Annotated in this window: 20 protein-coding genes and 1 tRNA gene; 4 read left to right on the top strand and 17 right to left on the bottom strand. The window is 67.2% G+C overall.

Going from position 1 to position 26,429, the window contains the following annotated elements; translation table 11 throughout:
- Positions 1 to 38 precede the first annotated feature (38 nt).
- The 7 genes from ACQCSY_RS14855 to galU form a co-directional block, all read right to left on the bottom strand.
- Positions 39 to 647 (bottom strand): TetR/AcrR family transcriptional regulator, encoded by a 609-nt coding sequence (locus ACQCSY_RS14855; RefSeq protein ID WP_427129915.1) that lies wholly within the window; start codon positions 645 to 647, stop codon positions 39 to 41.
- Positions 640 to 2,154 (bottom strand): purine-cytosine permease family protein, encoded by a 1,515-nt coding sequence (locus ACQCSY_RS14850; protein WP_427129913.1) that lies wholly within the window; start codon positions 2,152 to 2,154, stop codon positions 640 to 642. Before ACQCSY_RS14850 ends, ACQCSY_RS14855 begins: the two co-directional genes overlap by 8 nt.
- Positions 2,155 to 2,463: 309 nt before the next feature.
- Positions 2,464 to 2,536: transfer RNA gene (locus ACQCSY_RS14845), tRNA-Ala, on the bottom strand.
- Positions 2,537 to 2,582: 46 nt separating this feature from the next.
- Complete coding sequence (locus ACQCSY_RS14840; protein ID WP_427129911.1) at positions 2,583 to 3,383, bottom strand: SDR family oxidoreductase; 801 nt, start codon at positions 3,381 to 3,383, stop codon at positions 2,583 to 2,585.
- A gap of 110 nt (positions 3,384 to 3,493) precedes the next feature.
- On the bottom strand, positions 3,494 to 4,510 hold the full coding sequence (locus tag ACQCSY_RS14835; RefSeq protein WP_427135854.1) for a hypothetical protein: 1,017 nt from the start codon (positions 4,508 to 4,510) through the stop codon (positions 3,494 to 3,496).
- 142 nt (positions 4,511 to 4,652) lie between these two features.
- A complete protein-coding gene (locus ACQCSY_RS14830) occupies positions 4,653 to 5,273 on the bottom strand; it encodes a GNAT family N-acetyltransferase (protein ID WP_427129909.1) in 621 nt (206 codons plus the stop codon).
- Between the two features lie 5 nt (positions 5,274 to 5,278).
- On the bottom strand, positions 5,279 to 6,208 hold the full coding sequence (galU, locus tag ACQCSY_RS14825) for a UTP--glucose-1-phosphate uridylyltransferase GalU (protein ID WP_427129908.1): 930 nt from the start codon (positions 6,206 to 6,208) through the stop codon (positions 5,279 to 5,281).
- 96 nt (positions 6,209 to 6,304) lie between these two features.
- On the opposite strand from galU, the gene ACQCSY_RS14820 reads away from it, so the two are divergent.
- The 3 genes from ACQCSY_RS14820 to ACQCSY_RS14810 all read left to right on the top strand — a co-directional run bounded on the left by ACQCSY_RS14820 (position 6,305) and on the right by ACQCSY_RS14810 (position 8,233).
- Positions 6,305 to 6,928: a 5-formyltetrahydrofolate cyclo-ligase gene (locus tag ACQCSY_RS14820; RefSeq protein WP_427129906.1), complete on the top strand. Its 624-nt coding sequence runs from the start codon at positions 6,305 to 6,307 to the stop codon at positions 6,926 to 6,928.
- Between the two features lie 138 nt (positions 6,929 to 7,066).
- Positions 7,067 to 7,321, top strand: a complete 255-nt coding sequence (locus tag ACQCSY_RS14815; RefSeq protein WP_427129904.1) for an FmdB family zinc ribbon protein — start codon at positions 7,067 to 7,069, stop codon at positions 7,319 to 7,321.
- Between the two features lie 180 nt (positions 7,322 to 7,501).
- Positions 7,502 to 8,233, top strand: coding sequence for an RcpC/CpaB family pilus assembly protein (locus tag ACQCSY_RS14810; RefSeq protein ID WP_427129902.1), 732 nt, complete (start codon positions 7,502 to 7,504; stop codon positions 8,231 to 8,233).
- 116 nt (positions 8,234 to 8,349) lie between these two features.
- On the opposite strand, the gene ACQCSY_RS14805 is transcribed toward ACQCSY_RS14810, so the two are convergent.
- From ACQCSY_RS14805 to ACQCSY_RS14760, 10 genes are all read right to left on the bottom strand, one after another.
- On the bottom strand, positions 8,350 to 12,576 hold the full coding sequence (locus ACQCSY_RS14805) for an AAA family ATPase (RefSeq protein WP_427129900.1): 4,227 nt from the start codon (positions 12,574 to 12,576) through the stop codon (positions 8,350 to 8,352).
- A 251-nt stretch (positions 12,577 to 12,827) separates the two neighbouring features.
- Positions 12,828 to 14,417 carry a glutamine-hydrolyzing GMP synthase gene (gene guaA / locus ACQCSY_RS14800; RefSeq protein ID WP_427129898.1) on the bottom strand — a complete coding sequence of 530 codons (1,590 nt, stop codon included), beginning with the start codon at positions 14,415 to 14,417 and terminating at the stop codon, positions 12,828 to 12,830.
- Between the two features lie 125 nt (positions 14,418 to 14,542).
- Positions 14,543 to 15,055, bottom strand: a complete 513-nt coding sequence (locus ACQCSY_RS14795; RefSeq protein WP_427129896.1) for a DUF3817 domain-containing protein — start codon at positions 15,053 to 15,055, stop codon at positions 14,543 to 14,545.
- Positions 15,052 to 15,918: an SURF1 family protein gene (locus tag ACQCSY_RS14790; RefSeq protein WP_427129894.1), complete on the bottom strand. Its 867-nt coding sequence runs from the start codon at positions 15,916 to 15,918 to the stop codon at positions 15,052 to 15,054. Before ACQCSY_RS14790 ends, ACQCSY_RS14795 begins: the two co-directional genes overlap by 4 nt.
- A 75-nt stretch (positions 15,919 to 15,993) precedes the next feature.
- Entirely contained in the window at positions 15,994 to 16,482 is a 489-nt protein-coding gene (locus ACQCSY_RS14785; protein WP_427129892.1) for a PTS sugar transporter subunit IIA, read from the bottom strand.
- 40 nt (positions 16,483 to 16,522) lie between these two features.
- Positions 16,523 to 18,274: a glycerol-3-phosphate dehydrogenase/oxidase gene (locus tag ACQCSY_RS14780; protein ID WP_427129891.1), complete on the bottom strand. Its 1,752-nt coding sequence runs from the start codon at positions 18,272 to 18,274 to the stop codon at positions 16,523 to 16,525.
- A 74-nt stretch (positions 18,275 to 18,348) separates the two neighbouring features.
- Entirely contained in the window at positions 18,349 to 19,485 is a 1,137-nt protein-coding gene (locus ACQCSY_RS14775; protein WP_427129890.1) for a GuaB3 family IMP dehydrogenase-related protein, read from the bottom strand.
- Positions 19,482 to 21,347 carry an ABC transporter ATP-binding protein gene (locus tag ACQCSY_RS14770; RefSeq protein WP_427129889.1) on the bottom strand — a complete coding sequence of 622 codons (1,866 nt, stop codon included), beginning with the start codon at positions 21,345 to 21,347 and terminating at the stop codon, positions 19,482 to 19,484. The genes ACQCSY_RS14775 and ACQCSY_RS14770 overlap by 4 nt, the downstream gene beginning before the upstream one ends.
- 63 nt (positions 21,348 to 21,410) lie before the next feature.
- Complete coding sequence (gene guaB, locus ACQCSY_RS14765) at positions 21,411 to 22,922, bottom strand: IMP dehydrogenase (protein WP_427129887.1); 1,512 nt, start codon at positions 22,920 to 22,922, stop codon at positions 21,411 to 21,413.
- A gap of 226 nt (positions 22,923 to 23,148) precedes the next feature.
- Entirely contained in the window at positions 23,149 to 25,233 is a 2,085-nt protein-coding gene (locus ACQCSY_RS14760; RefSeq protein WP_427129886.1) for an acyltransferase family protein, read from the bottom strand.
- A gap of 157 nt (positions 25,234 to 25,390) precedes the next feature.
- On the opposite strand from ACQCSY_RS14760, the gene ACQCSY_RS14755 reads away from it, so the two are divergent.
- Entirely contained in the window at positions 25,391 to 26,320 is a 930-nt protein-coding gene (locus tag ACQCSY_RS14755) for a DUF389 domain-containing protein (RefSeq protein ID WP_427129884.1), read from the top strand.
- Positions 26,321 to 26,429 lie beyond the last annotated feature (109 nt).

The following is a 26,429-nucleotide window of genomic DNA, read 5'->3' as shown; positions in this document are numbered from 1 at the left end:
GCGTCGATCAAAAAGTGAGTGAAAGTTGGGAATGAAGTTCATTTGGCAAGACCCTGTGCGGCAGGTTCCTGCGACGCCGTCGGGCGCCCTGCGGTGAGTGAGTCAATCGCCGTCGTCAGCAGGGAACGCGCGTGGTCTGTGGTGATAAAACCGTTGAGCCAGCGGCCGGAGATCCCTTCCACCAAACTGGTGAGAATCTCCGCCGTTACGGCGGCCTCGTCCTCTCCGGTGCCTTCGCTGGCGGCCACGATGGCCTGGGTGATCTCGCGGTTCCATTCCTTCGTGGTCCTGGACAGTGGTTCTGCCAGTTCGTGTTCGAAGATGGAGCAGGCACGGAGCTCGTTCCAGGCCACCGAATTCCGGCGGACGTCGGCGTCGTCCTTGATTTCGTCGAGGAGCAGGTGCCTGAAATGCCCGGTGCGGTCTTCGGCGTCCGGGGAGGCGGCGGCGTCGTCCTTGCTGACCTGTTTGTTGATGTGTTCAAGCGTTGCGGCAAGCAGGCCGGCCCGGTCCGTGAAGTGGTAGTACAGGAGGCCCGGCGAAACTCCGGCTTCTGCCGCCACATCATTGACCCGCATTCCCCGGACTCCACTCCTTGCGATGCAGGTGGTGGCGGCGTTGAGGATCTTGGCTAGTTTTTCACTCATAGTTTGAGAGTAATACGTGCTCACCTTCCTCTTGTGCGGACTTCGTCGTAGCGGCGGGTTCGGGCCAAAGCCGCAGGGCCAGCAGATAGCCTGCCGCTCCGATGAGCGTCGACCCGATGAAACTGAGGTCGACGCCCCCGGCGAGTTGCGAGAATGGTCCGGTATAGAGGGACGTGTCCGTTGCCAGCAAGCCGAACACTGATCCGATGGCCCAGGGGATGACGGCGCGCAGGTTCCAGCCGTTGCTGAACCAGTACCGTCCGCGGGGTCCGTTCGCCCGGAAAAGCTGGAGATCCCCGGCGTGGTATTTGCCACGGCGGGCGATCAGGAAGCCCAGAACGTTGATGGCAACCCAAGGGCCGGCCAATCCGTTGAGCACCAGCGTCATCGCGGTGATGGAGTCCACCGCGTTGAACACGAAGACACCAAGGTAGAGGAGTCCGACGGCGGCCACCGACGTGATGAGCGTGGTGTGGATGCGGCGCAGACGCGGGAAGAGGGCTTCGAGGTCCAGCCCGCTGGCGTAGAGGTTGAGCACGCCCTGTCCGAGCCCGCCCGCCAACGCGATGACGAGGATCGGGAGCAGGTACCAGGCCGGCGCGGAACGCACCAGGTCCGCGACGTAAGAGCCGCCGAGTTCCGGAATGGCCGAGGCCGTGAATGCGCCGAAGAGAGCCGTGACAAACAGGCCCAGGAACACTCCGAGGCAGGTGGCGCCGACCACGGAACGGTCCGAGTGGCGCTTCCCCGAGATGCGGCGGCTGTAGTCGCCAAGGGTGGGCGCATAGGACAGCGGGCCTCCGACGGAAATGACGGCGGACAAAATCCAGGTTGGCCAGAAATCGCCCAGGAGGTAGTCGGCGTGGACCGAGGTGGGGCTGAAGGTAGGAGCGAAGGCAACGACGCCGATTAGCAGCAGAATGCCGACGACCGGGGCAACAAATTTCTGCATCGCCACCACCGTGCCGTGGCCGAAGAGCGCAACCAGCACGATTTCCACGGAGATCACGGCGTAGCCGATGGCCAGCGTGGTGCCGTCAACGGGCACGCCGAGCAGACGTTCGGCGGCGGCAACCAGCGCGTCGCCCGATGTCCAGACCGCGATGGCGGCGTAGGCAAGGGCGAACAAGAGCGTCAGGGCGGATCCGATCAAGCGCCCGCGGGTGCCGAAGTGTGCGGCGCTGGAAACGGTGTTGTTGGTGCCGGTCCGCGGCCCGAGGAGGGCCATCGGGGCGATCAGGGCAGTACCAACGAGAAGGCCGGTGAGGCTAGCCGTGGCTGCCCCGACAAAGTCCAGGCCGAAGGTTATGGGAAGCCAGCCGAAAACGATGACCGAGAAAGCAAAGTTGCCGCCGAAGAACACAGTGAACAGGTTCCGGGGGCGGGAGGTGCGTTGTTCGTCGGGAATGAACTCAATGCCGGCCGATTCAATGCGGCCAAAGCGGTCCTTGTGCGCGGATGCGGCACTGGCGGGATCCGCGTCTTTGCGAATGCGCGTGCTGATCATGGCAAGCCTTTCGTGAGCGACATCACGTTGATGTGTTCCCTCAACCATAATCCTGACTGAATTTTCAGTCAAGAGTTTTCGATGCACAACGGCTTGTATTTTTCGGGACGAGCGTCCGGCTACGGGTGGGTCACCGCTCGCCGCGGTCGAGCAGGGCGCAGACTCGGGGCCGCAGATGGAGCCTCACTCAAGGTAGTCATCCCGGGGAGCCCATCCATAACGGCGCCAAAGCGTGCCGTTGGTCCCCTTTGGGCAAAAGAAAAAGCTCCCCGATCCAGCGTTTCCGCAGGTCAGAGAGCCTTTTTTCGGTGGAGCTAAGGAGATTCGAACTCCTGACCTCTTCGATGCGAACGAAGCGCTCTACCAACTGAGCTATAGCCCCAAAGCAACGCCGGCCCTGAAGGAACGGCGTTGCCGGTGTCCCTAGGCTACAAACTATCTGCGTTCTTTGCCAGCCAGCCCTCGAATGTCTCCTGGCCGTGTCGTTCCTCCGGCACCAGGTTGAGCCCGTTCCGCAGGTATTTCCCCATCGCGCCCGGCAACGGCAGCCGCACCAGCCGCCCCCGCGAACCGCTGACACGCTTCCAAACAAGGGCCAGCTCGGCCATGTCCCTAATCTCCGGTCCGCCGATGGTCCGGACACGGTGCCGCGTGCCAGACGGCGGCTCCAGCGCCGTTTCCAGCAGCGCCGCGGCCACCTCGGCGGCCGAGATCGGCTGGAACCGGGCACCCTTCACCACCGGGATGATCCGGATCTTCGAGCCGGCCGCGAACATCGTCGCCAGCAGCGAGTGGAACTGCGTTGCCCGGACAACAACCGTCTCGAGCCCGGACTGCTCGTAGACGTGTTCCTTGGCGGCCCTGGACCGGTAGAAGCCGTAGTTGCTCCGGTCGCAGTTGATGATGGACAGCATCACCGCCTTGGCGACCCCGGTGTCCTGGGCAGCGGCGAGAAGCCGCGCACCGCCGTCGGCGAAGTCCTTCAGGGCCTTCCCTGACCTCCCCTCGAGGCAGTCGATCACGACGTCGGCGCCGGTCAGGGCGGCCGCCAGCCCCTCCCCCGTGGTGACGTCCGCGCGGAAGTACTCCGCGCCCTGGACATAGCCGTCGGTATCGGCCGATCGCGGGTGGCGGCTGAGCACGGCCACCTCGTGACCGGCGTCGACGGCCTGGCGCACCACCTCGCGTCCCACTTGGCCGGTTCCCCCGGCGACGCAGATTCGAGTCATGCCCCGAGGCTACCCGCCGATCGCCGCTTCAGGCAGTGCCGGGCAAGGAAAAACCCCAGGCGGCCGTTGCTGGCTGCCCGGGGTTGAAAGGCCGGAGGTGGCAGGAAGTATCAGGCGCGGCGGCGCTGCAGGACGTCGTCCAGGTTGCTCAAGGCGCTCTGGGCCTTGCCGAGGGGCTTCGCGTCGGAATCTCCGGCGGTCCGCGGCTCGGACGCCGCCGGCTTTACTGAGCCCTGCTTCAGCGACGGCTTGCCGGCGGCCTTCGGGGCTTCGGGCAGGTCGAGCGGCCGGGGCGCCGCGCGTTCCGCCTTGGGCGCTTCAACGTAGGTGGGCTTGGGAACGTCCACGGGCTCCCAGCTGGAGCCCTCCGCCGGCACCGGTGCCGGTCCCGTTGCGGCGCCGACGGCGGTATCGCCGGAGGCTGCTGCTTCGGCCAGGGCCGCCTGGCGGAGTTCCTGGGCGGTCAGGGGCTTCGGTGCGGGTTTCGGCGCGGCAGGGCCCGCCTGGGCGTCAAAGAGGGGGCTCTCAGTCCGCTTCGCGGACCCGCCGACTGCCGGGACGGCAGAGCTCTGTTCGGGCGCGGACCGCGGCGAGGCCTGTACCGACCCGCTCTGTGCCGACGCACTGCGTGCCGGTGCGCTCATGGCCGCGCGGAATGCCGCGTTCATCTTGCGACGGCGGTCCCGGACGGCAAGACGGCGGAGCAGCGCCACGGCGGCGACGGCGCCCAGCAGCGTCACTGCCGGCAGCCAGCCGGAGCCAAGGCCAAAAATTCGAAGGGCCGCGGATACGACGCCGGTGAGCAGCGACAACACGCCGGTCAGCGCGAGTGCGAGCCGACCGTAGCGGATCCTAAAGGCCGGGGCGGCCGGGGCGGCCGTTGCGGCCTTCCGGTCGCCATCGGGCTCCGTGCTGCTCACGGCGGGTTCGGTGCGCTGCGTGCTGGTCATGGGTTTCTCCTGCTGGGCCACCATTTTCATGACTCTCCCGGCTTGGGGGTCTACTGGTTCTCTGTCTATGACATCCGCCAGGAATTCGCCCGCAGGATGCAGCTGGTGGCGCCCGTTCCGGAGAACGTAGGGGGCCACCCACACGATCCAGAGCGCAACAGCAATGACAAGGATCACAGAGCTGCTAAGAGGGAAGTCCACAATCAAAACCGTATGAGCTATACCGTGTACGGGGCCGCATTGTCCGCGGTGTGTCGCGCGGCAACCGGCCATTGACTGGATTTATGACGTCAAGGCTGGTCAGCCACGGGTCAGGCCCTCATACCGGACGGTTGCTGAGCCACCTTGCCAGAAGGCCCTCGGGCACTTCCTCGGACGTCAGCGCGAAGGTGCGGTGATCGGCCCATTCGCCGTTGATGTGCAGGAAGCGCGGCCGGTAGCCTTCGTCCCGGAATCCGAGTTTTTCCACGACGCGCAGGCTGGGCCCGTTTTCGGGCCTGATGTTGATCTCCATGCGGTGCAGGCCCAGCGTACCGAAGCAGTAGTCCGTTGCCATCGCCACCGCGGTCGGGGCGATCCCCTGGCCGGCCCGCTCCTTGTCCACCCAGTAGCCGAGCGTTGCCATCATGGCCGATCCCCACACGATCGATGACACCGTCAACTGGCCCACGATCACGGGCGCCTGATGATCTGGCGTCCATGCCGTGATGACGAAGGGCAGCGCCGTGGCCTGTGCGGCCTGGACCTTCAGGGACCGCACCATCTGCCGGTAGTCCGGCAGGCCGCCGCCGGCAACGGGGTTGGATGCTTCCCAGGGGGCCAGCCACTCGCTGTTGCGCGAGCGGAGCACGGTCCACTCCTTGCGGTCCCGGTACCGGATCGGGCGCAACACGATGTCGCCGCACTCCAGCGTCACCGGCCAGTTGAAACTGCCCCCCACCGAAGTTACTTGGTAAGGCTGGCGGTGAGGCTGGAGTTCAGGCTGGCGGTGAAGCCGGGCAGCCATTCACGCAGCCCCGGACCCAGGTCCTCGCTGTCGCAGGCGAGCTGGACACAGGCCTTGAGGTAGCTGAGCTTGTCGCCGGTGTCGTAGCGGCGGCCCCGGAAGACGACGCCGTACACGCCGTAGCCCTCGCCGGTTCCAGCCGAGAGTTCCTGCAGCGCGTCCGTGAGCTGGATTTCTCCGCCGCGGCCGGGCTGGGTGCGTTCCAGCACGTCAAACACGGCCGGGTGCAGGACATAGCGGCCGATGACGGCGAGGTTTGACGGGGCATCCTCGACGTCGGGCTTCTCAACGAGTTGCTTGATGCGGACGTACTCCTCGCCGGTGATCACTTCGACGTCGGCGCAGCCGTACGCACTGATCTGGGAAGGGTCCACCTCGATCAGGGCGACCACCGAGCCGCCGGTCTTCGCCTGGACCTCGATCATCGTGCTGAGCAGTTCATCGCGGGCATCGATGAGGTCATCGCCCAGGAGCACGGCGAACGGTTCGTACCCGACGTGCTGCTTCGCCCGCAGGACGGCGTGGCCAAGGCCCAGGGGATCGCCCTGGCGGACGTAGTGGATGTCCCCGAGGTTGCTGGCAGCCTGGATCGACTCCAGCTTGGCGGTGTCCCCCTTGGCCTGCAGGGTCGCTTCCAGGGTCGGAACGCGGTCGAAGTGGTCCTCGAGCGCGCGCTTGTTGCGGCCTGTGATCATGAGGATGTCGTTCAGGCCGACGTTTACGGCTTCCTCGACGACGTACTGGATGGCGGGTTTGTCGACCACAGGCAGCATTTCCTTGGGCATGGCCTTGGTGGCGGGAAGGAACCTGGTGCCGAGGCCCGCTGCGGGGATGACGGCCTTGCGGACGGAGGCGATTGGTGTAGTCACTCGACTAATCTAACGGAGGTACCAATCATTCGGTAATCATTCGAGCCGCCCGGAAGGCTATCTCCCCGGCTGCAACAGGTGGAGGGACGGGCCAGCATGGCGTCAAAGGAAGAGATACGGTCCAGCCACAGGGTCAGGCGTGCCGCCCTCCCGCAGGCCGCATTGGACGCAGCCGCTGCAGGGATCGCCCGCCACGGACTTCAGTGGGCAACCGGACTGGCAGACGGACAGGCGGGGATCTTCGCCGTGTACCTCGGCGTGGGGTCCGAACCGCCGACCCTCCCCCTGCTTGCGGCCCTGCACGGCGCCGGACACAGGGTGCTGCTGCCGGTCTGCGAGCATGGGCTTGAGCTCAGCTGGGTGTACTGGACTCCGCAGTCCGAGTTTGTCCGCAGCCGCTACGCCCCGATCCAGGAACCTGCCGGGGAACGCCACGGGACTGAGGTCATGCGGCACGCCACCGGCATCTTCCTGCCCGCTACCGCCGTCGACCTCTCCGGCAACAGGGTCGGCCAGGGCGGCGGCTACTACGACAAGTTCCTGGCCGCCCTGGCGGCCGTCCTTCCGGCGCATGGCCAGCCGTACGACGCCGGGCCGTTGCCGACCGCCGCCGTCGTCTACGACGCCGAGGTGCTGCCGGCCGGCAGCATTGCCGCCGAGTCTTTCGACCGGAGGGTTTCCTCCGCCCTGACGCCGGGCGGCCTGATCCGGCTGGGCTGAGGCCCCGTAGGCGGGGTGATAGAATTGGCAGTCAGGCCCTGCGACTGCTAAGGGACGGAAGCCGTCGATAGACATATCGACAGTGATCCCGACTCGACAGCACGGGACCTGCTCGTTTGTCCCAGAGGAGGATTTCCAGTGCCCACGTATGCATACGCCTGCAAGGACTGCAGCCACGCCTTCGAGATTGTGCAGTCGTTCACCGACAGCTCCCTGACGTCCTGCCCTGAGTGCCAGGGGGCCCTGCGCAAGAAGTTCAACAGCGTCGGCGTTGTGTTCAAGGGTTCCGGCTTCTACCGGACCGACTCCCGTGACGCCAAGGGCAGCACGGTGTCCCCCGCGCCCGCCGCCGCCCCCACGCCAGCACCCGCCGCCGCAGCCGCCGCCAGCTAGGCTCCCTTCGCCTGCCGGCTTCGGCCGGCGAGCACTGCGTTATCCACATAGGGCTCCCGGCGACTGCCCCTGCGCCACGCCGATCCGTAGCGTGGCGGCATGGCCCCGTTCCCATATCTTGTTCGGCTCCCCTCGGGCTTCGTCCCCGAGCAGTTTCCTCATGCTGTTTTCCGTAGTGCCATGTTTTCCGCGGGCGGCCGCTCCTCCCGGACCCGGCCCGGCTCCGGGAGCCCGCCTCGATCCAGGAAGCAAGACGGCCGTCCGCCGCACCGCCGCCTGACCGGCTGGCTGAACCGGAATCGGCGGCTGGCGGTCGCCCTCCTGCTCAGCGTCGCGGCAGGACTGGCAGTGCAGCAACTCACCCAGGCCCCTGCCGACACCGTGGATGCCTTCGCCGCGGCGGCGGATCTTCCCGCCGGAAGGACGCTGGAACCGGGTGATGTCGCAAGGGTCAGCGTTCCGCCCGGCCTGGTACCAGGCGGCAGCTTCAGCAGCGAGTCCGGACTCCGCGGGAAACAGCTGGCCGTGGCGCTGCGAAAAGGCCAACTGCTCACGGACTCCCAGCTCCTGGGTCCCGGCCTGCTGGCGGGCAGCCCGCCCGGCTCGGCCGCCGTACCACTCAGGATGGCAGATCCGGCCTCCATCCAGCTGATCTCCCCCGGGCAGCTCGTCAATGTGGTGTTGACGGGCGGCAACGGCTTCGAACAGCTTGCAGAGTCCCAGGTCCTGGCCGAGGCTGTTCCAGTGCTGTGGACCTCGGCACAGGGCGGCAAGGCAGGTCAGTGGCTGGCGACCGGCGACACGGACGGACTCATAGTCGTTGCAGCCGCCGCTGATCAGGCAGGGAGGCTGGCCGGCTCGTCCACCCAGGGCAAGCTGTTCTTCGTGCTCGTGCGAGCCGCCCCCGGCTGAGCCTGAAGGCACGCGCCGTGGCCGGCTCCCGGGCAGCTACCGGTTGGCTGCGGCGGCCAGGCCCGGCCGGGGCCGCCCACTCGGTGCTGAGCTACAGCCCTCATGAGCTAGCGCCCTCAGCCCCAGTGCGGGGGCTTCTGTTCCTGGAGCCAGGCGTCGTGGTCGTAGCTGTTCGGCTGGTCACCCCAGCGCCGGGGATCATCCTCCGCGGCCTTGTTGGGCAACACGTCGTTCGGCAGCGCCCCGCCGGGTACGGTCACGCTCGCCGGCGTCTGTTGGGGTTCCTGAGCAGGCGATTCCTGCCCCGGCTGCCGGGCAGGTGCTTCCTGCCCGAGTGCGTCGTTCTCTTCGCCGACGTGCTCGCCGGTGCCGCTGTTGTTGTTCTCGCCGTCTGCACTCATGCCGCCGGTCTCCTTACTGCCCGTTACTGTTCCTTGCTGGCGCCCGCTGTCCGGCCACCCCGCGGGTGTCATCGACGACGACTGCTGCGCCGGCGCCGCCCGGGCCGAGGAGGCCGGGGTGTCCGCGTCCTGCACTGAGGATGCCCGGGCGTCCGAGGCCCGCGCATCGTTGTCCGTCAGGTTCTCGATGTCGTCATCGAAGAACCCCTGCGAGGTCCGCATCCTGCGGGATACGGCGGGCTTCTCCAGCCCCAGATATCCGCCGATACGATCGGCGCAGGCCGAAGGGTCGGTGAATACCTCTATGGTCCATAGTGGCATGTAGCGCCAGCCCAGTCGCTCCAGCAGTTGCGGCCGGAGCCTGCTCCGTTCGCGGACGGTCATCCGCCGGTACTGCTCTGTACCGTCGGACTCGATGGCCACGGGCCGGGGGATCTCGGCGTCGTCCTGGCCGATAGTGGTCAGCGGGTCCGCGGCCGCGACCATGTTGAGGACGCCGTCGTACTGGTGCCAGACCCTCGCGCCGCGGGCGCGGAGCCGGTCGCCCAGGTCGGCCACGAGCGGGTCGGCGCCGAGCGCCTGTTCGCTGGCGGCGGCCCGCGACGCGGGGCTGCCCAGATCGGAGTTGCCCGCGATCTCGCGGTCCAGCAGTTCGTAGAAGTCCACGGCACCGTGGCTGAGGCGGGTGACGTCCAGGTCTTCGGGACGGAAGCAGCTGAGCACGTGCAGGGACCGGCGGGAACGAGTCATCGCGAGGGCGAATTTGGCGCGTCCGCCGTCGGCGGAGAGCGGGCCCAGGCTGTGGAGCGCCCGCCCGTGGGGAGTACGGCCGTAGCCCGGGGAGAAGATGACGTGATCGCGGACTAGGCCCTGGGCCCGTTCGAGATCCACCACCCGGAAGGATTCGTCCCCGGCGGTGAAGAAGCCGGCGAGCAGGGGGTAGTTGGGCAGCTGCAACCGGATAGATTCGCCGATCCGGGCAGCGTGGCGGAGGCTGCCGGTGACGACCGCCAGCGATGTCCTGGGCCGGAGCCTCGCGTGTTCGAAGACAAGCTCCACCGCACGGTTCACTTCGGCCACAACCGACTCGACGCCGTCATGGTCAGCGCTGGGCAGTCCTGTCCCGTCGGGCAGGTATTCCACGGTCAGGGCCCGGTCAAGGCCGGTGGCGGACTGTCCTTCCGGAAGCCGGCGGAGCCCGCCGTCGTAGAAGCCCTTGCTGAGCTGGCGCACGAGGTCTTCGTCGACCGCGCGGTAGACGGTCCTCAGGTTCGAGACCGGCAGCACGGCAGAGAGGGCCAGGTAGGCGCTCTCGACACCCTGGTAGGAGCTCTCGCCGGCGGCGAGTCGCTCCACGCCGACGCTGAAGGCGCGGGGGCTCGAGATCCTGTCATCGCCGAAGGCAATGACCTGCCTGGCGCGGGCGATTGCCGGGAGGACGGCCTGCAGGGAGGTCGCCTCCGCGTCCAGGATCACGACGGCGTCGAACTTCTGCTCCACCGGCAAAAGACCCGTCATGAGGTAGGGACTGACCGACCACACGGGCACAAGCACGGGCAGCAGCTCCGGTGCCTGGGCCGTCAGCGCGGCCAGGGTCACGCGGCCGTCCTTCAGCAGGCTGCGCAGCAGGTCTGCCTGGCGCGGGTGCTCCTCGATGGCCGCACGCCAGCGTTCGGAAAGATTCCACCGCAGGCGGGCCCCGCCGCTGGCGATGTGGGCGTTGTCCGCGAGGCGGTACTCCGCTTCGAGCTGGCGCAGGGCGTCGCCGTCGGACATGGCGAGGTAGTCGTCGCCGCTGATCATGGCTTCCAGGGCCGACTGCCACCAGGCCAGCTCCAGCTCGGCCGCCACGGACCCCTCGGGCACCTCGCGCTCGGCCAGGTCGGCGAGCAGCTCGCCCAGGCCGTGCTCGCGCATGTTCTCCACGAGGAGCGTCCGCTCCGGTAGGGTCTCCAGCGTCCCGGTGTCGGCAACGAGCCGCTGCAGGCGTCCCATCAGTTCTTCGTAGGGCGTGCCATGCAGTTCGCCGCCGGCGGCGGTATGTTTGACGGCCTGTCCCAGTTCCGCCAGTTCCGACTCCAGCTCGCGGTAGAGGGCGGTGATTTCCGCGAGACCGGAGGGTACGGCCGGGTGGCGCTGCGTCGTCGCGTAGCCGGACCACGCTGCCCGCTGCTCCTGGACGAGGACGAGCGAGCTGTGCAGATCGGCGATGTGCACTCCGGGCCGGACATATTCCTTGGCCACTCGGCGCAAGCGGGAGCGCTGCATCGACGGCATCTCGATGTTCCGTTCACGCCGCCAGGAGGAGGACGCCGTGGCGGAGAGGAGGTCATGGACCGGTCTGTCAAAAATGTCCGGCGTGAACTTGTCCAGGCTTTCGCGCACCGCGACGAGGAGTTCGATCTGGTCTCCCCACTCGGCGAAGGTATCGCCGAGGCGGATTTCGGCGTGTTCGGCGACGCCGTCCATGCGCTCGCGCAGCAGCGGCAGCTTCTCTGCCACGGACCGGGCCACCTGCTGTGCCTCCTGCGTTTCCTTCCGCGTCAGGAGCCGGGCCCCGTGCCACGGGCTGGTCGTGGAGGCGCGGCTGAAGCTGCCCAGTTCGGCAGCCCGGCGGAGCCTTCCGGCCAGTTCCTCGCGGTCCCGGATATTGTCCAGCACGCTGCGCTTGAGCCGGACTGTGGTGGCCGGTGCCGGCTGGATGGAGGTCAGCTCGGCCAGCGACTGCATGGCCTCGTACGGGGAGCAGCCCCAGCGCTGGCGGACGTTGTGCAGCGAGGCGACGTGGTCCATCAGGGCGTGGCGGTGACTGGTCAGGGTCGCGTGCAGGTTGGCCAGCTGGGGCTGGAGCGACTTTTCGTTGCGGACGATCGCACGGACCAGCTGGCCCTTGAGCTGCAGCGGGCTCGCGTTGCCGGTGAGCTGGAAGAGCACGGAATCGAGTCCGAGGGTGTCCAGCTGGGCGGAGATCTCGCCGAGGCTGGCGCGCCTGTCCCCCACCACCAGCACGGTCTTGCCTTCATCCACGAGGGCGCCGATGCTGTTGATGGCAGTCTGGGTCTGGCCTGTGCCCGGCGGGCTGCTGACCACCAGCGAGTCCCCCGCCCGGACGGCGTCCACGACGTACTGCTGGTCCGTGTCGGCGTCGAGCAGCAACAGCTCGTCCGCGGGGTCGCGCTCATCGGTGCTGGGGAAGCGGCCGGCCTTGAGCTCTGGCGCCTCGACGGGTTCCCCGGCGGCGGCACGGCTCAGCGCCGTCACGAGCGCGTTGTTCTGGTTGATCCATGGATCGTCCAGGTTGCCCGACAAGTCCGCGAAGGTGGAGACGAGGAGATTGTGTTCCACCTCGGCGCCGTGGATCGGCTTGACGAGCGTGCTGAGGCGGTCCAGGACCGGCTGGGGGTCATAGCGGGCGGTGCTGTACGCCATCCGGGTCACGGCATTGACATCGAAGACGATCCCGTGGACGGACTTGAGGTGGCGGATCAGGGCCGGGTTTATCTGCGCCTGTTCGGTCAGCTGTAGTTCGTAGTCATCCTCGCCGGGGCGGACCGTGAGGGAAATGGCGGTGAGCATGACCGGAGCCGAGACCCGTTGCGGCTTGCCCCCGACGGCGGACGTCCAGACGACGGTTCCGGCCGAGAAGTAGCCCGCGTCGATGCCGCGGTCGTTGGCGAGTTCGAAGATCTTGGAGCGCAGGTTGCGCGAGGCCCGGGCCGCCACGACATACTGCTGGCGGTCACGGATCAGGGTGGAGAGCCGGGTGCGCCGGCCCGCCATCATCTGGGCTAGCCCGGACGGATGGGCGTGGGTCAGGTCAATGGAGCCTTCGGGCGTCTTGGTGAAGCGCAGCATCGTATCTGCTCCGGTGACGGGCTTGAGCCCCGACAGCCATTTCCTGAACTCCTCGGAGCCCTCGGGGTGGCCTTGACCAACTGACACTGCTGCCTTCTTTTCTGTGCTCGCGGTTCTTCTGCTCGCATATTCTGGGCTCGCGCCTTCTGTGCTCGCGCGCGACGCCCTGGACCATACCGGCATGCTTTCGAGGGTAGCCCGAAACCGCCGCCTGTGAAGGGCCGCAACACTGGCATGCGCCAAATTGGACCCTAAATGGCCTAAAAATTCACCTGAACAAAACGAACCTGAATAAATTGAAATGGCCGGCCTCGAAAGGAGGCCGGCCATTCACAATGCTATTCCCACTCGATAGTTCCCGGCGGCTTGCTGGTCACGTCCAGCACCACGCGGTTGACCCCGTCCACTTCATTAGTGATCCGGTTGGAAATCCGGGCCAGCAGGTCGTAGGGCAGCCGTGACCAGTCCGCCGTCATGGCGTCCTCGGAGGACACGGGGCGCAGCACGATCGGGTGGCCGTAAGTGCGGCCATCGCCCTGGACGCCGACGCTGCGGACGTCCGCCAGCAGCACGACTGGCATCTGCCACACTTCGTTGTCCAGTCCGGCCGCGGTCAGCTCCGCGCGGGCGATGGCATCCGCCTTGCGCAGCAGGTCCAGGCGCTCCTTGGTGACCTCGCCGACGATCCGGATGCCGAGGCCCGGCCCGGGGAACGGCTGGCGTCCGACGATTTCCTGCGGCAGGCCGAGCTGCGCACCGACGGCGCGGACCTCGTCCTTGAACAGGGCGCGGAGGGGTTCGACGAGTTCGAACTGCAGGTCTTCCGGCAGGCCGCCCACGTTGTGGTGGCTCTTGATGTTGGCCGCACCTTCGCCGCCGCCGGATTCGACGACATCGGGGTACAGGGTGCCCTGGACCAGGAACTTGATCTTCTCGCCGTGCGCGGCTGCCTCGGCGATGATCGCCAGTTCCGCTTCCTCGAAGGCGCGTATGAATTCGCGGCCGATGATCTTGCGTTTGGTCTCGGGGTCGCTGACGCCGGCCAGTGCGCTCTGGAAGCGCTCCTGCTCGTTGGCGACATACAGCTTGACGCCGGTGGCAGCCACGAAGTCGCGTTCCACCTGTTCGGCTTCGCCCTCGCGCAGCAGCCCGTGGTCCACGAAGACACAGGTCAGCTGATCGCCGACGGCGCGCTGGACCAGGGCCGCGGCCACGGCGGAATCGACGCCGCCGGACAGGCCGCAGATGACCCGGGCGCCGCCGATCTGCTCGCGGATCCGCTCGACCTGCTCCTCAAGGATGTTGCCCGTGGTCCAGTTCGGTTCCAGCCTGGCGCCCTTGAATAGAAAGTTCTCCAGGACCTCCTGGCCGTAGGCCGAGTGCTTCACCTCGGGGTGCCACTGCACGCCGTAGAGGCGCTTTTCCTCGTTGGCGAAGGCGGCGACGTCGGCGCCCGCCGTCGTCGCGAGGACCTCGAAGCCCGCCGGGGCCTCGTGGACGGAGTCGCCGTGGCTCATCCAGGTGCTCTGGTGCTGGGGCATGCCCGCCAGGATGGAACGGCCTTCGCCGATGGTGGTGGTCTCGGTCGCGCCGTACTCGCGGAGTCCGGTCTGGGCCACCTTGCCACCAAGGGCGTTGGCCATGGCCTGGAAGCCGTAGCAGATTCCGAAGACCGGGACGCCGGCCTCGAAGAGGTCGGCACCCACGCTCGGGGCACCCTCGGCGTAGACGCTTGCGGGGCCGCCGGAGAGGATGATGGCGGCGGGGTTCTTGGCCAGCAGCTGCTCGGTGCTGTAGGTATGCGGAACCACTTCCGAATACACATTCGCTTCCCGGACGCGGCGGGCAATCAGCTGCGCGTACTGGGCACCGTAGTCAACAACCAGCACCGGCCTGTGGGACGTCTGGGATGCAGTGGGAGTAGTCACCGTCCTAGCCTACTTTGCGCCGCCACCCGCCGCACATTGAGAACCCGGCCCAGGCGCCGAAACAGACTCCGGGGTAAGCGAACTCACACGCGGACGACGGCGGGCCGCCCCTCCGTAGCGCCCGCTCAGTAGCGCTGCGGTGCCTGCGGGTTGGCGGCGAGTTCGGCTTCGACCTCGGCGTGGAACTTCTTCTCCACGAAGAATGACAGGAACGGCACGACGCCGCCCAGCGCAAGGATGATGAGCTTGCTGAACGGCCAGCGCATGAGGGACCACAGGCGGAAGTTCGATACGAGGTACACGACGTACATCCAGCCGTGCACGATCAGGACCGTGACGGACAGGTTCATTCCGCCGATGACCCCCGCCGGCTCGGCGTCGGCGAATCCCAGGCCGAACGGCTGGCCGGTGACAGCATTGGTGCCGCCCGCGAGGAGGTACTGGCCGAAGCCGTACCGGACGATCAGCTCGGCGCACAGCAGGAGCAGCATCGATCCCGTCAGGTAGGCGAGCACCTTGTAGAACTTCAGGGCGGAGCGGATTTGGGCCTCGGTGCCGCCGAAGCGGCGCTTCTTGCCGGTGGCCGTTCCCGTGCCGTTGGTTGACTGCGGCTGGATGGCGGGCTGGGGCTCGATCATGATTGCACTCTCGGGTCGGTTGGCTGGGTTTCGGTGGGCTGCGGGTCTTCGCCGGGACCGGGCGTCTGCCTGGCCTGTTCCTCGTCGTGAGCGTCCTCAAGGCCGCGGCGGTAGTCATCCTTTACGAGGCGCCACCAGATGAACAGGGCGAAGCCGGCGAACACAACCCATTCCACGGAATAGAAGAGGTTCAGCCAGTTGACCTGCGGCGCCGGCGGCTGGGGGCCGATCCGGAGCGGCTTGATGTCGCCGCCGGACGCAGCCGCGCCGACGTCTGTGCCGCCCGCCAGCTCGGTCGCGGCGGCGACGAAGCCGGGGTAGCTGCTGACATCCCAGACGTTGATGAGTTCCGCCACGGAGACTGCGCTGGCGCGGCCGGGGCCGGCGTCGGTGTTCGGCAGCGGGGATTCGGACGGCAGCAGCCGCCCGGTTAGTTCAATGGTGCCCGACGGCGGCGCTGCGGCATCCGCCGGATCCGCCACCCAAGCGCGTGCCACCGGGATCCAGGTCTGGGGGGTGGCTCCGGCTCCCGTCAGGACCGGGGCATCCCGGACGGCGAAGGCGGAGACGATCCAATATCCCTTCGCCCCGTCATTGAGGCGGCCCGGGACGAGAACCTGCTTTTGCGGGTCGTAGCTGCCGGTGGCGGAGACCATCTGGTCCGCGACCGAACCATGGAAGAAATCCCCCGGCTGGAGCACCCCGGTGAGCGGCTTGGTCTCCTCGGTCGTGGTGCTGACCGGGACCTCCGCCTGCGTCGAGCGGCCGAACTGCCACTGGCTCAGCAGCACAAAGACCCCTGAAATGGCGATCGCAAACACGAGGCCTGCGATCCAGCGGGGTTTGAGGGCAGTTTTCAGCACCTCTTAACCGTACTTCGTCACAGTGTAGAACAGCGAAACGGGGCGGAAACCGCCCCGAGGGCCCGCCCCAGTCCGCTAGTGGTCGAAGAAGACCAGGCTGGAATTGATGAGTTCGGCGATCACTTCGCGGTCATACGCCCGGCGCAGCGACTCGCGGAACGACTCCTTCGACAGTGAGCGCGCCAGTGTGGCCAGCACCTCGAGGTGGTCGGAGAAGGAGCTCGCCGGCGTGGCGATGAGCAGGATGACGGTGGCCGGGCCGTCGGCCGCGCCAAAGTCCAGGGACCTGCCGTACTTCGTGATGCCGACGGCAATCGATGTCTGGGAGACCAGTTCGCTGCGGGCGTGGGGCAGGCCGACGCCGCCGGGGAGGCCGGTGGCCAGCTGATGTTCGCGCGCGTTGACGTGCTGGAGGAATCCCTGCAGATCGGAAATCCGGCCGGCAGCATACAGCCGCTCCGCGAGCTGGGACGTGGCATCGAGCTTGTCGGTGGCGTCCAGTTCAAGGATCACCATGTCAGGAGTGGTGAGCTCGGCGTCATACCGGTCCAGTGGTTCCGCCAAGAGGTATCCCTTCGAAGTGGCGCAGGTGCGGCGTTGCCGATCAGCGCAGCGGAACGATGTCCTCCACGCCCATTCGTGCGGCGTCGGCGGATTCATCGTCCGGCTGCTGCTGGCTCAGCCGTTCGGCGTCGACCCGTGCCAGATAGTGCTTGATTTCGCCCTCGCGCTGCGCATCGCTCCAGCCGAGAACGTCCCCCAACAGTTTAGCGACTACCGGGGCGGCGGACACACCCCGGTCCCACGACTCGATCGATATCCGGGTGCGGCGGGTCAATACATCCTGCACATGGCGGGCGCCTTCGTGCGTGGCGGCATACACGGCCTCGGCCGCCAGGTAGTCATCGGCACCCGGCAACGGTTCCCCGAGCTCAGGGTTCCCTGCAATGAGCGCCAGCACCTCGGGGGCCATGGAGCCGTAGCGGTTGAGCAGGTGTTCGATCCGGGCCACGTGGACGCCGGTCTCTTCCGCCATCCGGTTCCGCTTGTTCCAGGCGGCCTTGAAGCCGCTGGCGCCCAACAGCGGAATGGATTCCGTGCAGCTGGGCGGGACGCGCTCGTCCATGCTGCGCGTGGCCTCGTCAACGGCGTCCTTGGCCATGACCCGGTAGGTGGTCCACTTGCCTCCGGCCACCACCACGAGACCCGGCACGGGGTGGGCCACCACGTGTTCCCGGGAGAGCTTGGCGGTCGAATCGTTTTCCCCGGCCAGGAGCGGACGCAGCCCGGCATAGACGCCCTCGACGTCCTCACGGGTGAGCGGGCGCTTGAGGACGCGGTTCACGTGCTCAAGCAGGTAGTCGATGTCCTTGCTGGAGGCCGCGGGGTGGGCCTTGTCGAGGTGCCAGTCGGTGTCCGTGGTCCCGATGATCCAGTGCCGGCCCCACGGGATGACGAAGAGCACGGATTTTTCGGTCCGCAGGATCAGCCCCACGGTCGACTGGATGCGGTCACGGGGCACCACGAGGTGGATGCCCTTGGAGGCGCGCACCTTCAGCTGGCCGCGGTCGGTCACCATGGCCTGGGTCTCGTCGGTCCAGACGCCCGTGGCGTTGATGACCTGCTTGGCCCGGATGTTGAAACTGGAGCCGTCCTCGTGGTTGACCACCTTGGCGCCGACCACGCGTTCGCCCTCCCGCAGGAAGTCCACCACGGACATCTGGGTGACCGCGTGGGCGCCATAGAACGCCGCGGTGCGGACCAGGTTCGCGACGTACTTGGCGTCGTCCACCTGGCCGTCGTAGTACCTGATGGACCCGACGAAGGCGTCGTCCTTGAGGCTCGGCGCGGCGCGCAGGGTTCCCCGGCGGCTCAGGTGCTTGTGGAACGGCACCCCGCGGCTATGCCCGCCGGTGACGGACATGGCGTCGTACAAGGCGATCCCGGCGCCCACGTACGGCCGCTCAAAGAAGGGTTTGGTCAACGGGTACAGGAACGGGACCGGACGGGCGAGGTGCGGGCCGAGCACCGAGAGAATGAGACCGCGCTCATGCAGTGCCTCTTTGACGAGGGCGAAGTCGAGCATCTCCAGGTAGCGCAGGCCGCCGTGGATGAGTTTCGAGGACCGCGACGACGTGCCGGCGGCCCAGTCGTTGGCCTCGACGATGCCCACGCTCAGTCCCCGCGTGACGGCGTCCAGGGCCGCGCCGCAGCCGACGATGCCCCCGCCGACGATCAGGATGTCGAGTTCCTTGCCGGGATCCGTGGTGCCCTTGAGCACCGCAATTGAAGCTTCGCGTTCCGCGGGCCCCAGGGCACCGCCGGCCACGGGAGAACCGCCGGGAAAACTGTTCATTTCACGCCTCCATCCGGATCAAACCTCGTAGGGCACCAGACTACGTCCAAGTCCTCCGGATGGGCAGGGGTGATTCAGTTGCCGGCGTAAGGCGAGACGACGACGTCGACCCGCTGGAATTCCTTCAGGTCCGAATAGCCGGTGGTCGCCATCGAACGGCGCAGCGCACCGATCAGGTTGGAGGTGCCGTTGGTCTGGTGGCCGGGCCCGAACAGGACCTCCTCGAGCGGACCGACGGTGCCCACATTGACCCTGTCGCCGCGGGGAAGTTCGAGGTGGTGCGCTTCCTGGCCCCAGTGCCAGCCCTTGCCGGGCGCTTCCTCGGCGCGGGCCAGGGCGCTGCCCAGCATCACGGCGTCGGCGCCCATGGCGATGGCCTTGACGATGTCGCCCGAGGATCCCATGCCGCCGTCGGCGATCACGTGCACGTACCGTCCGCCGGACTCGTCCATGTAGTCTCGCCGCGCTGCGGCGACGTCGGAGATGGCGGAGGCCATCGGCGAGTGGATCCCGAGGGCGCGGCGGGTGGTGGTGGTGGCGCCGCCGCCGAAGCCGACCAGTACACCGGCGGCGCCGGTACGCATGAGGTGCAGCGCCGGGGTGTAGCCGGCGGCTCCGCCGACAATCACCGGGACGTCGAGTTCGTAGATGAACTGCTTGAGGTTCAGCGGCTCGTGGTCCTTGGAGACGTGCTCGGCCGAGACCGTGGTTCCGCGGATCACGAAGATGTCGACGCCGGCGGCAACCACCGTCTTGTAGTGTTCCTGGGTCCGCTGCGGGGTGAGCGATCCGGCCACCGTGACGCCGGCGGTGCGGATTTCGGCGAGCCGCGACGTGATCAGCTCGGGCTGGATCGGTGCCTTGTAGAGATCCTGCATGCGGCGCGTGACCGCCGGGCTGTTGGTCTCGTCCGCCAGGGCCCCGATCTCGTCCAGGACGGACTGCGGGTCCTCATAGCGGGTCCACAGGCCCTCAAGATCCAGCACGCCGAGCCCGCCGAGGCGGCCCAGGGCGATGACGGTATCCGGCGACATGGCCGAATCCATCGGCGCCGCGATCACCGGCATATCGAACTTGTAGGCATCAATCTGCCAGGAGACGGATACGTCCTTGGGGTCACGCGTACGTCGGTTGGGGACGATCGCAATGTCGTCCAGGGAGTAGGCACGACGCCCACGCTTGCCTCGGCCAATCTCAATCTCGTAAGTCACTGCTCTAGGTTATCCCAGTCGCTGGAATCGCCGGTTTCCACGACTGTGAGCTGAGATTCGAACATCCGGAAGTACCGGCCGCGCAGGGCCACGAGTTCCTTGTGGGTGCCCTGTTCCACGATGCGGCCGTCCTCCAGCATATAGACGACGTCGGCCTTCTCGATGGTGGCGAGCCGGTGGCTGATGGCGATGATGGTGCTGTCGCGGTCCGCGAAGAGCCGCGTAAAGATCCTGTGTTCGGCGAGGGCGTCGATCGCGGAGGTGGGCTCGTCCATCACCATGAAGGTGGCGTTCCGGTAGAAGTTCCGGGCCATCGCCAGGCGCTGCCATTGGCCGCCGGAGAGGCCGGAGCCCTTCCGTCCGCGGGGATCCTCCATCCAGTTGCTGACGTGGTTGTCCAGGCCGTTCGGCAGCTTGTTGATGAACTCGAGGGCTTCGGCATCCGCGGCGGCCGTGCGGATCCGCTCGTCATCGCGGGGCGGCTCGACGTCGCCGAAGAAAATATTCTCCGCCGCAGTGGCGAACTCGTACTTGAGGAATTCCTGGCTGAGCACCGCCAGATGGCGGTGCCAGGATGTGACGTCGACGGCGGCGAGGTCGACGCCGTCGAGCAGCACCTGCCCTGAATCGGGCCGGTAGAGTCCGGCGAGGATCCGGATCAGGGTGGACTTGCCGGCGCCGTTCTCCCCCACGATCGCGATGTGCTGGCCTTCCCGGATGGTCAGGGAGATGCCCCTGATCACCTCAAGCTCGCTGCCGGTGTAGGTGAACCGGATGTCCCGCAGTTCCACGGTTTTCGGGGCCTGCAGCAGCGGCGGGGCCTGGCGGGAGTGCACGGGGAGGGCCATGAACAGTTCATAGTCCTTGAGGTTCGCCAGGTCCTCGTCGATCGAGCTGAGGGAGGAGACGAGGTTGCTGGCCGTGGACAGGGCGCGGCTGACGATCTGCTGGACGTACAGGAACTGCCCGACCGGCTGCGCCCGGGCGATGATCTGGCCCACCACCCAGATCAGCGACACGACTTCGGCGCCGTACTGCAGGGCGTCGGCGGCGAGCTGTCTGGGGATGTAGCGCTTCTGGAAGTCCAGCCGGCGTTTTTCGTCGGCGTCCCGCAGCCGGGAGCGCAGCCCCATCAGGTACCCGACGATCCCGTACAGCCGCATTTCGGCGATGTGCTCCGGGCGCAGGAGGTTGGTCTCGATCATGCGCCGCCGCCGGCGCGAGTCGACCTGGGTGTTCCAGTGCGCGATCTGTTCGCGGGAGAGCTTGAACTGCAGGTAGACGCTGGGGACGATCGCGACCAGGACGATCACGGCGATCCACCAGCTGACCAGCAGCAGCGCGCCGATGGCCAGGATCACGGAGACGAGCTGGGTGAAGATGGCGGCGATCCGGTCCAGGACCCTGGCATAGGAGTCGGAGAAGCGCTTGGCCCGGTCATAGAGGTCGACCGTTTCCTTGTCGTCGTAGCGCCAGAAGTCGAGAGCCAGAAAGCGCTCGTACATCAGATCGCCGACGATCGCGCCGACCCGGAAGCTCATGAGCTGCTGGATGTAGCGGTCCACACTGCTGAAGGACCCCCAGAACAGCCCCAGCGCTGCCGTGATGACCACGTAGATAATGGCCTGCCGGCCTGCCGCGGCGTCACCCGCATAGGCCGCCGCCAGCGCGGTGGTGGTCAGGGCGGCAAAGTAGGTGGTGACCAGGGGCAGCAGCGCCGAGATCAGCGAACCCGCGACCTTCATGACGACGGCCGCGGGAGAGGCGCGGAAACTGACCCCCAGCACTTGCGCCACCGCCCGCGCGTAGGGCCTCAGCGCCAGCTTGCGCCGGGGCTCGCGGACGGGCAGGAGTTCGGACATAGCTCCAGCCTAGTTGCGGACCCCGACGCCGGCGGTTGACCCCGGCTCAATCCGGCGGAACTCCTAGCGCGAACCGTAGTTCGGAGCTTCGACCGTCATCTGGATGTCGTGCGGGTGCGATTCCTTCAGCCCGGCCGGTGTGATCCGGACGAACTTGCCGCGGGCCTTGAGCTCGGGGATGGTCGGGGCGCCGGTGTAGAACATGGTCTGGCGGAGGCCGCCCACGAGCTGGTAGGCCACCGACGACAGCGGGCCGCGGTAGGCCACGCGGCCTTCGATGCCTTCCGGGATGAGCTTGTCATCGCCGGAGACGTCGGCCTGGAAGTAGCGGTCCTTGGAGTAGGAGGTATTCTTGCCGCGGGTCTGCATGGCCCCGAGGGAACCCATGCCGCGGTAGCTCTTGAACTGCTTGCCGTTGACGAAGATCAGCTCTCCCGGGGACTCGTCGCAGCCTGCCAGCAGCGAGCCGAGCATGACGGTGTCGGCGCCGGCAACAAGGGCCTTACCGATGTCGCCCGAGTACTGCAGGCCGCCGTCGGCGATCAGCGGGACGCCGGCGGGGATGGCCGCCTTGGCGGCCTCGTAGATGGCCGTGATCTGCGGCACGCCGACGCCGGCAACGACGCGGGTGGTGCAGATCGAGCCGGGGCCGACGCCGACCTTGATGCCGTCGGCACCGGCGTCGATGAGCGCCTGGGCGCCTTCGCGGGTGGCGGCCTGGCCGCCGATGATGTCCACGTGCGCCGCGACGGGATCCGACTTCAGCCGGCGGATCATGTCCAGCACGCCCTGGGAGTGGCCGTTGGCGGTGTCGACGAAGAGGGCGTCCACGCCGGCGTCGATGAGCGTCATGGCACGCTCCCAGCCGTCACCGAAGAAGCCGATGGCAGCGCCGACGCGCAGGCGGCCTGCCTCGTCCTTGGTGGCGAGCGGGTACTGCTCTGCCTTGGTGAAGTCCTTGGTGGTGATGAGACCCCGGAGCCGGCCCTGCTCGTCAACGAGCGGGAGCTTCTCGATCTTGTTGGTCGCGAGCTTGTGCGACGCTTCATCGCGGCTGATGCCCACGTGCCCGGTGACAAGCGGCATCTTCGTCATGACATCACTGACCAGGCGCAGGGGGAAGTCCGACTCGGGAACGAAGCGGGTGTCGCGGTTGGTGACGATGCCCAGCAGCCTGTTGCCCTCGTCCACGACCGGAAGTCCGGAGACGCGGTACCGGGCGCAGATCTCGTCCAGTTCCGCCAGCGTCGCCTCGGGGCCGATGGTCAGGGGGTTGGTGATCATGCCTGACTCGCTGCGCTTGACCCGGTCGATCTGGTCGGCCTGGTCGGCGACGGAGAGGTTGCGGTGCACGACGCCGAGGCCGCCCTGGCGGGCCATGGCGATGGCCATCCGGGACTCCGTGACGGTGTCCATGGCGGCGGACAGCAGCGGGGTCTGGACCGTGATGCGCTTGGAAATCCGGGAAGACGTGTCCGCCTCCGAGGGAATCACATCCGTGTGGCCGGGCAGTAGCAGGACGTCGTCATACGTCAGGCCGATGAAGCCGAAGGGATTGTGTTCGGGCTGGGTCATGAGTGCGCCTCTTACCTTGGGTACGGGGTTTCACGGGTAGGGGTTGCAGCAGATGACCAGCCAGTCATTACGGGTCTGGTCCGTGCAGAAGTGTTTGGTTAATACTAGAACCTTGGCGGCGATCGCCATATTCCGCGGCGGCAATGTGAGCTGAAACATTCGGGACGGCGTCCCGCATGTTTCATTTCGCGCGGTGTCATCGCAGCCGGTGTCATTGCAGCCCATGTCATTTCCAGCCGGTGGACTCGAGCAGGCTTTGTTCGAACATGGGGATCATGGTCTGGACGTATGTCTTGGTCAGGTGGTTGTCGTCCTTGTAGACGTACACGTTGCCGACGACGGCGGGGCAGGTTCCCCCTGCACAGATGAAATCGCTCATGTCCATCAGGTGCAGCCCGGCTACCTTGCCCCGGTACGCTTCCAGCGGCGAGGATCCGGCCAGCGATTCCTGCAGCGGCACGTTGCACTGCGGCGCGTCCGGGCCGTTCTTCTGGACGCATTCAGGCATGTTGATGCCGAAGCGCGGGTTGTCGCGGATGCCGACCACTTCCATGCCGGCATCGGTGAAGGGCTTGATGCCCTCGAGGTACTGGGGCACTTCGGTTTCGAAGGGGGCATCCTTGAGGGTCAGGGAAGCGACCGTGAAGACGGCGCCAGGGTGGTGATCCAGGACGTACTGGGCACTGGCCTTGTTGAAGGCGTTGCACTCCGCGTCGCGGTCCGGGGACTCCCCGCCGAAACGGCAGTTGCCCTTCAGGAGCGTGATGACTTCCCAGCCGTGGCTCTTCGCGATGGGGCCCAGGGCCGCCATGTACTGCTGGGCATGCGAGTCCCCCAGCACCACGATCCGCTTGCTGACGGCGTCCGGCCGGCTGTTCTGCAGGCAGCCCTGCAGCAAAGGGTCGCTCGGGACGTTCCCGTCCGCACACAGCCCGTCGATATCGGCCCACTCGTTCTTCATCGCGGCGGGAGCGGGGATGATTTTCGCGTCCGGCGTGGGCCTGCCGGCATTCTCCGGCGCCAGGGCGGCCGCCCCGGGGGTCAGTTCCTTGGGCTGCGACGCGGCCGCGGCCTCCTCGGCCAGGAGTTGGCTCTGCCACACGGAGACAGGTCCCGCGAGCAGCGCGCCGCAGGCAACGATCACGACGGCGGTGCGCCAGGCGCGGCGTTCCGGCCAGTGCCAGTCGCGCAGCGGCTTCTCCACGAAGCGCGTGGTGAGCACGGCCAGCACGATGGACGCGGCGACTATGCACAGGCCCTGCAGCAGGTTCGGCGAGGTGATGCCCGCGCCGGCGAGGGCCAGGACCAGCAGCGGCCAGTGCCAAAGGTAGAGCGCGTAGGAGTTGTCCCCCAGCGCTACGAGGGGCTTCCAAGTGAGGAAGCGGTCGACGCCGAAGCGGCTGCCGCTCCGGCCCGCGACGATGATCGCGGCCGCCGCCAGCGTGGGCCAGAGCGCGATGAACCCGGGGAAGGAGCGGTCCACCGTCAGCAGCAGCCCGCAGGAAAGCATGGCGGCAAGGCCGGCCCAGCCCAGCGCCACCCGCAGGATCTTGCCAGGCTTCAGGAATGGCAGGGCCAGCGCCAGCAGGGAGCCTAGGGCGAATTCCCAGAGCCTGGCGCGGGTGTCGAAGTAGGCGTACGCCTGGTTGCCGGCGGTCTGGTCGATGGAATACACCAGGGACGCAACGAAGATGGCGCCGAAGGCCGCGGCCAGCAGGGCCCTGTAATTCACCAGCCTGTCACCGACCGAGGTCCAGCGGCGGAGCAGGCGCCGCAGCAAGGCCGCGCCGGCAAACACCAGGGGCCACAGCAGGAACACCTGCCCCTGGATGGACAGCGACCAGAAGTGCTGGAGCGGACTGGCGCCGGAGTGGTTCTGCGCGTAGTAATCGACGGCGCTGTCTGCCAGGAGCCAGTTCTGCCGGTACAGCAGGGACGCCCAGGCCTGGTCCAGGATGTCGGGCCAGCGGCTTTGCGGAAGGATGGCCCACGTGCCGACGAGGACGCCGAGGACGACCACCACGACGGCGGGCAGCAGGCGCTTGAGCAGGTGCAGCCAATGGCTCAGCAGCCGGAGCGGTTTGCCGCTATCGACTTTCCGCGTGAAGCTGAGCGTCATGAGGAATGCCGAAATGAGCAGGAAGATGTCCACGCCGCCGGAGACCCGGCCCAGCCACACATGGTAAGTGACCACCATAAGGACGGCGAGGGCCCGCAGGCCCTGGACCTCGGGGCGGTAGCTGGATTTTCGGCTCGCCGGCAACCCTGCCTCCGCTCCTGGCGGGATGGCTATGGTTCGCTCGTTCGACACAAAAATCCTTTAGGCCGGCTTCCAAAACATCAATGTTACCGACCCGTAATTTTCTTTGCCAGTCGCGGGCGGGCCGGCGGAGGGAGGCGGGTCCGGAAGCGTCGTCGCCAGGCACGTTCTGGAAGCTAGTCTGTTACGAGTCGGAGGAGGCCGCATCGTGATCGCCCAGCTGCGAATTTGTGTCCCGGGTGTGTTGTCCGGAGTCGTTGTGGAAAGTTGTTCCGCGGAGCTTGGCGTCGCGGAAGTGGCCCTCCATCCGGGCGCCTCCGTGATGCCGCCCGGAGACGTCATCCTGGTCCTGCTCGCACGGGAATCCGTGGAGCAGCTCGTGCAGAAGCTCCACGCCCTCAAGGTCCAGGAACGGGGGTCAATCTCGGTCAGCATGCCGGAGCTGGTGCTCTCGGACCGGGCGGACCGGGCGGAGGCCGCGGCGCCCGGCGAAGGCGCTGATGCCATGATCTGGGACGAGGTGTCCCGGCAGAGCGGCGAAGACTCTCGGCTGACATGGAGCTACCTGGCCTTCCTGGTCCTGGCCACCCAGCTGGCGGCCATCGGCATTGTCACGGACTCGCCCATCGCCATCGTCGGCGCCATGGCCGTGGGCCCGGAGTTCGGCCCGCTGGCCGCGTTGGCCGTGGCACTGGTCCGGCGCCAGGGGCGGCTCGGACGCGACGCCGCTCTGGCCCTCGGCGTCGGCTTTCCCGTCGCCATGCTGGCCGCAGCCCTCGCCGCCTGGTTGTCCGTGCCGCTCGGACTGTTTCCCGCCGACGTCCTGGAGCGGGGTTCAGCGGTCGAATTCATCTACCACCCGGGCCCCTACTCCCTCATTGTTGCCGTGCTGGCCGGAACCGCCGGAATGCTGTCCATGATCAGCCGGCGATCGGCGGCGCTGATCGGGGTCTTCATCTCCGTGACAACCGTCCCGGCGGCGGGCTACGTGGCCGTGGCGCTGGTCCTGGGCGAGTATGAAAAGGCGGCCGGCTCCGCACTGCAGCTGCTCCTGAACCTGCTGGGAATCGTGGTGTCCGCTGTTGCGGTGCTGCTCTTCTACCGGCTTGTCACCAAAACAGGAGGCCGGCCCAGCTGAATGCTGGTCCGGCCTCCTGCCGTGGAACTGGTTTGCGAAGCCGGTGTTATCCGGCCGGCGCCATGAAGCTTCGATGCTCCGGCGCTAGGGAAGCGCCGGTGACCCACGC

The organism is Pseudarthrobacter sp. S9 (assembly GCF_050156545.1).
In the GTDB taxonomy this organism is placed as follows: Bacteria; Actinomycetota; Actinomycetes; order Actinomycetales; family Micrococcaceae; genus Arthrobacter.
This window is presented reverse-complemented; position numbering and strand designations above follow the sequence as displayed.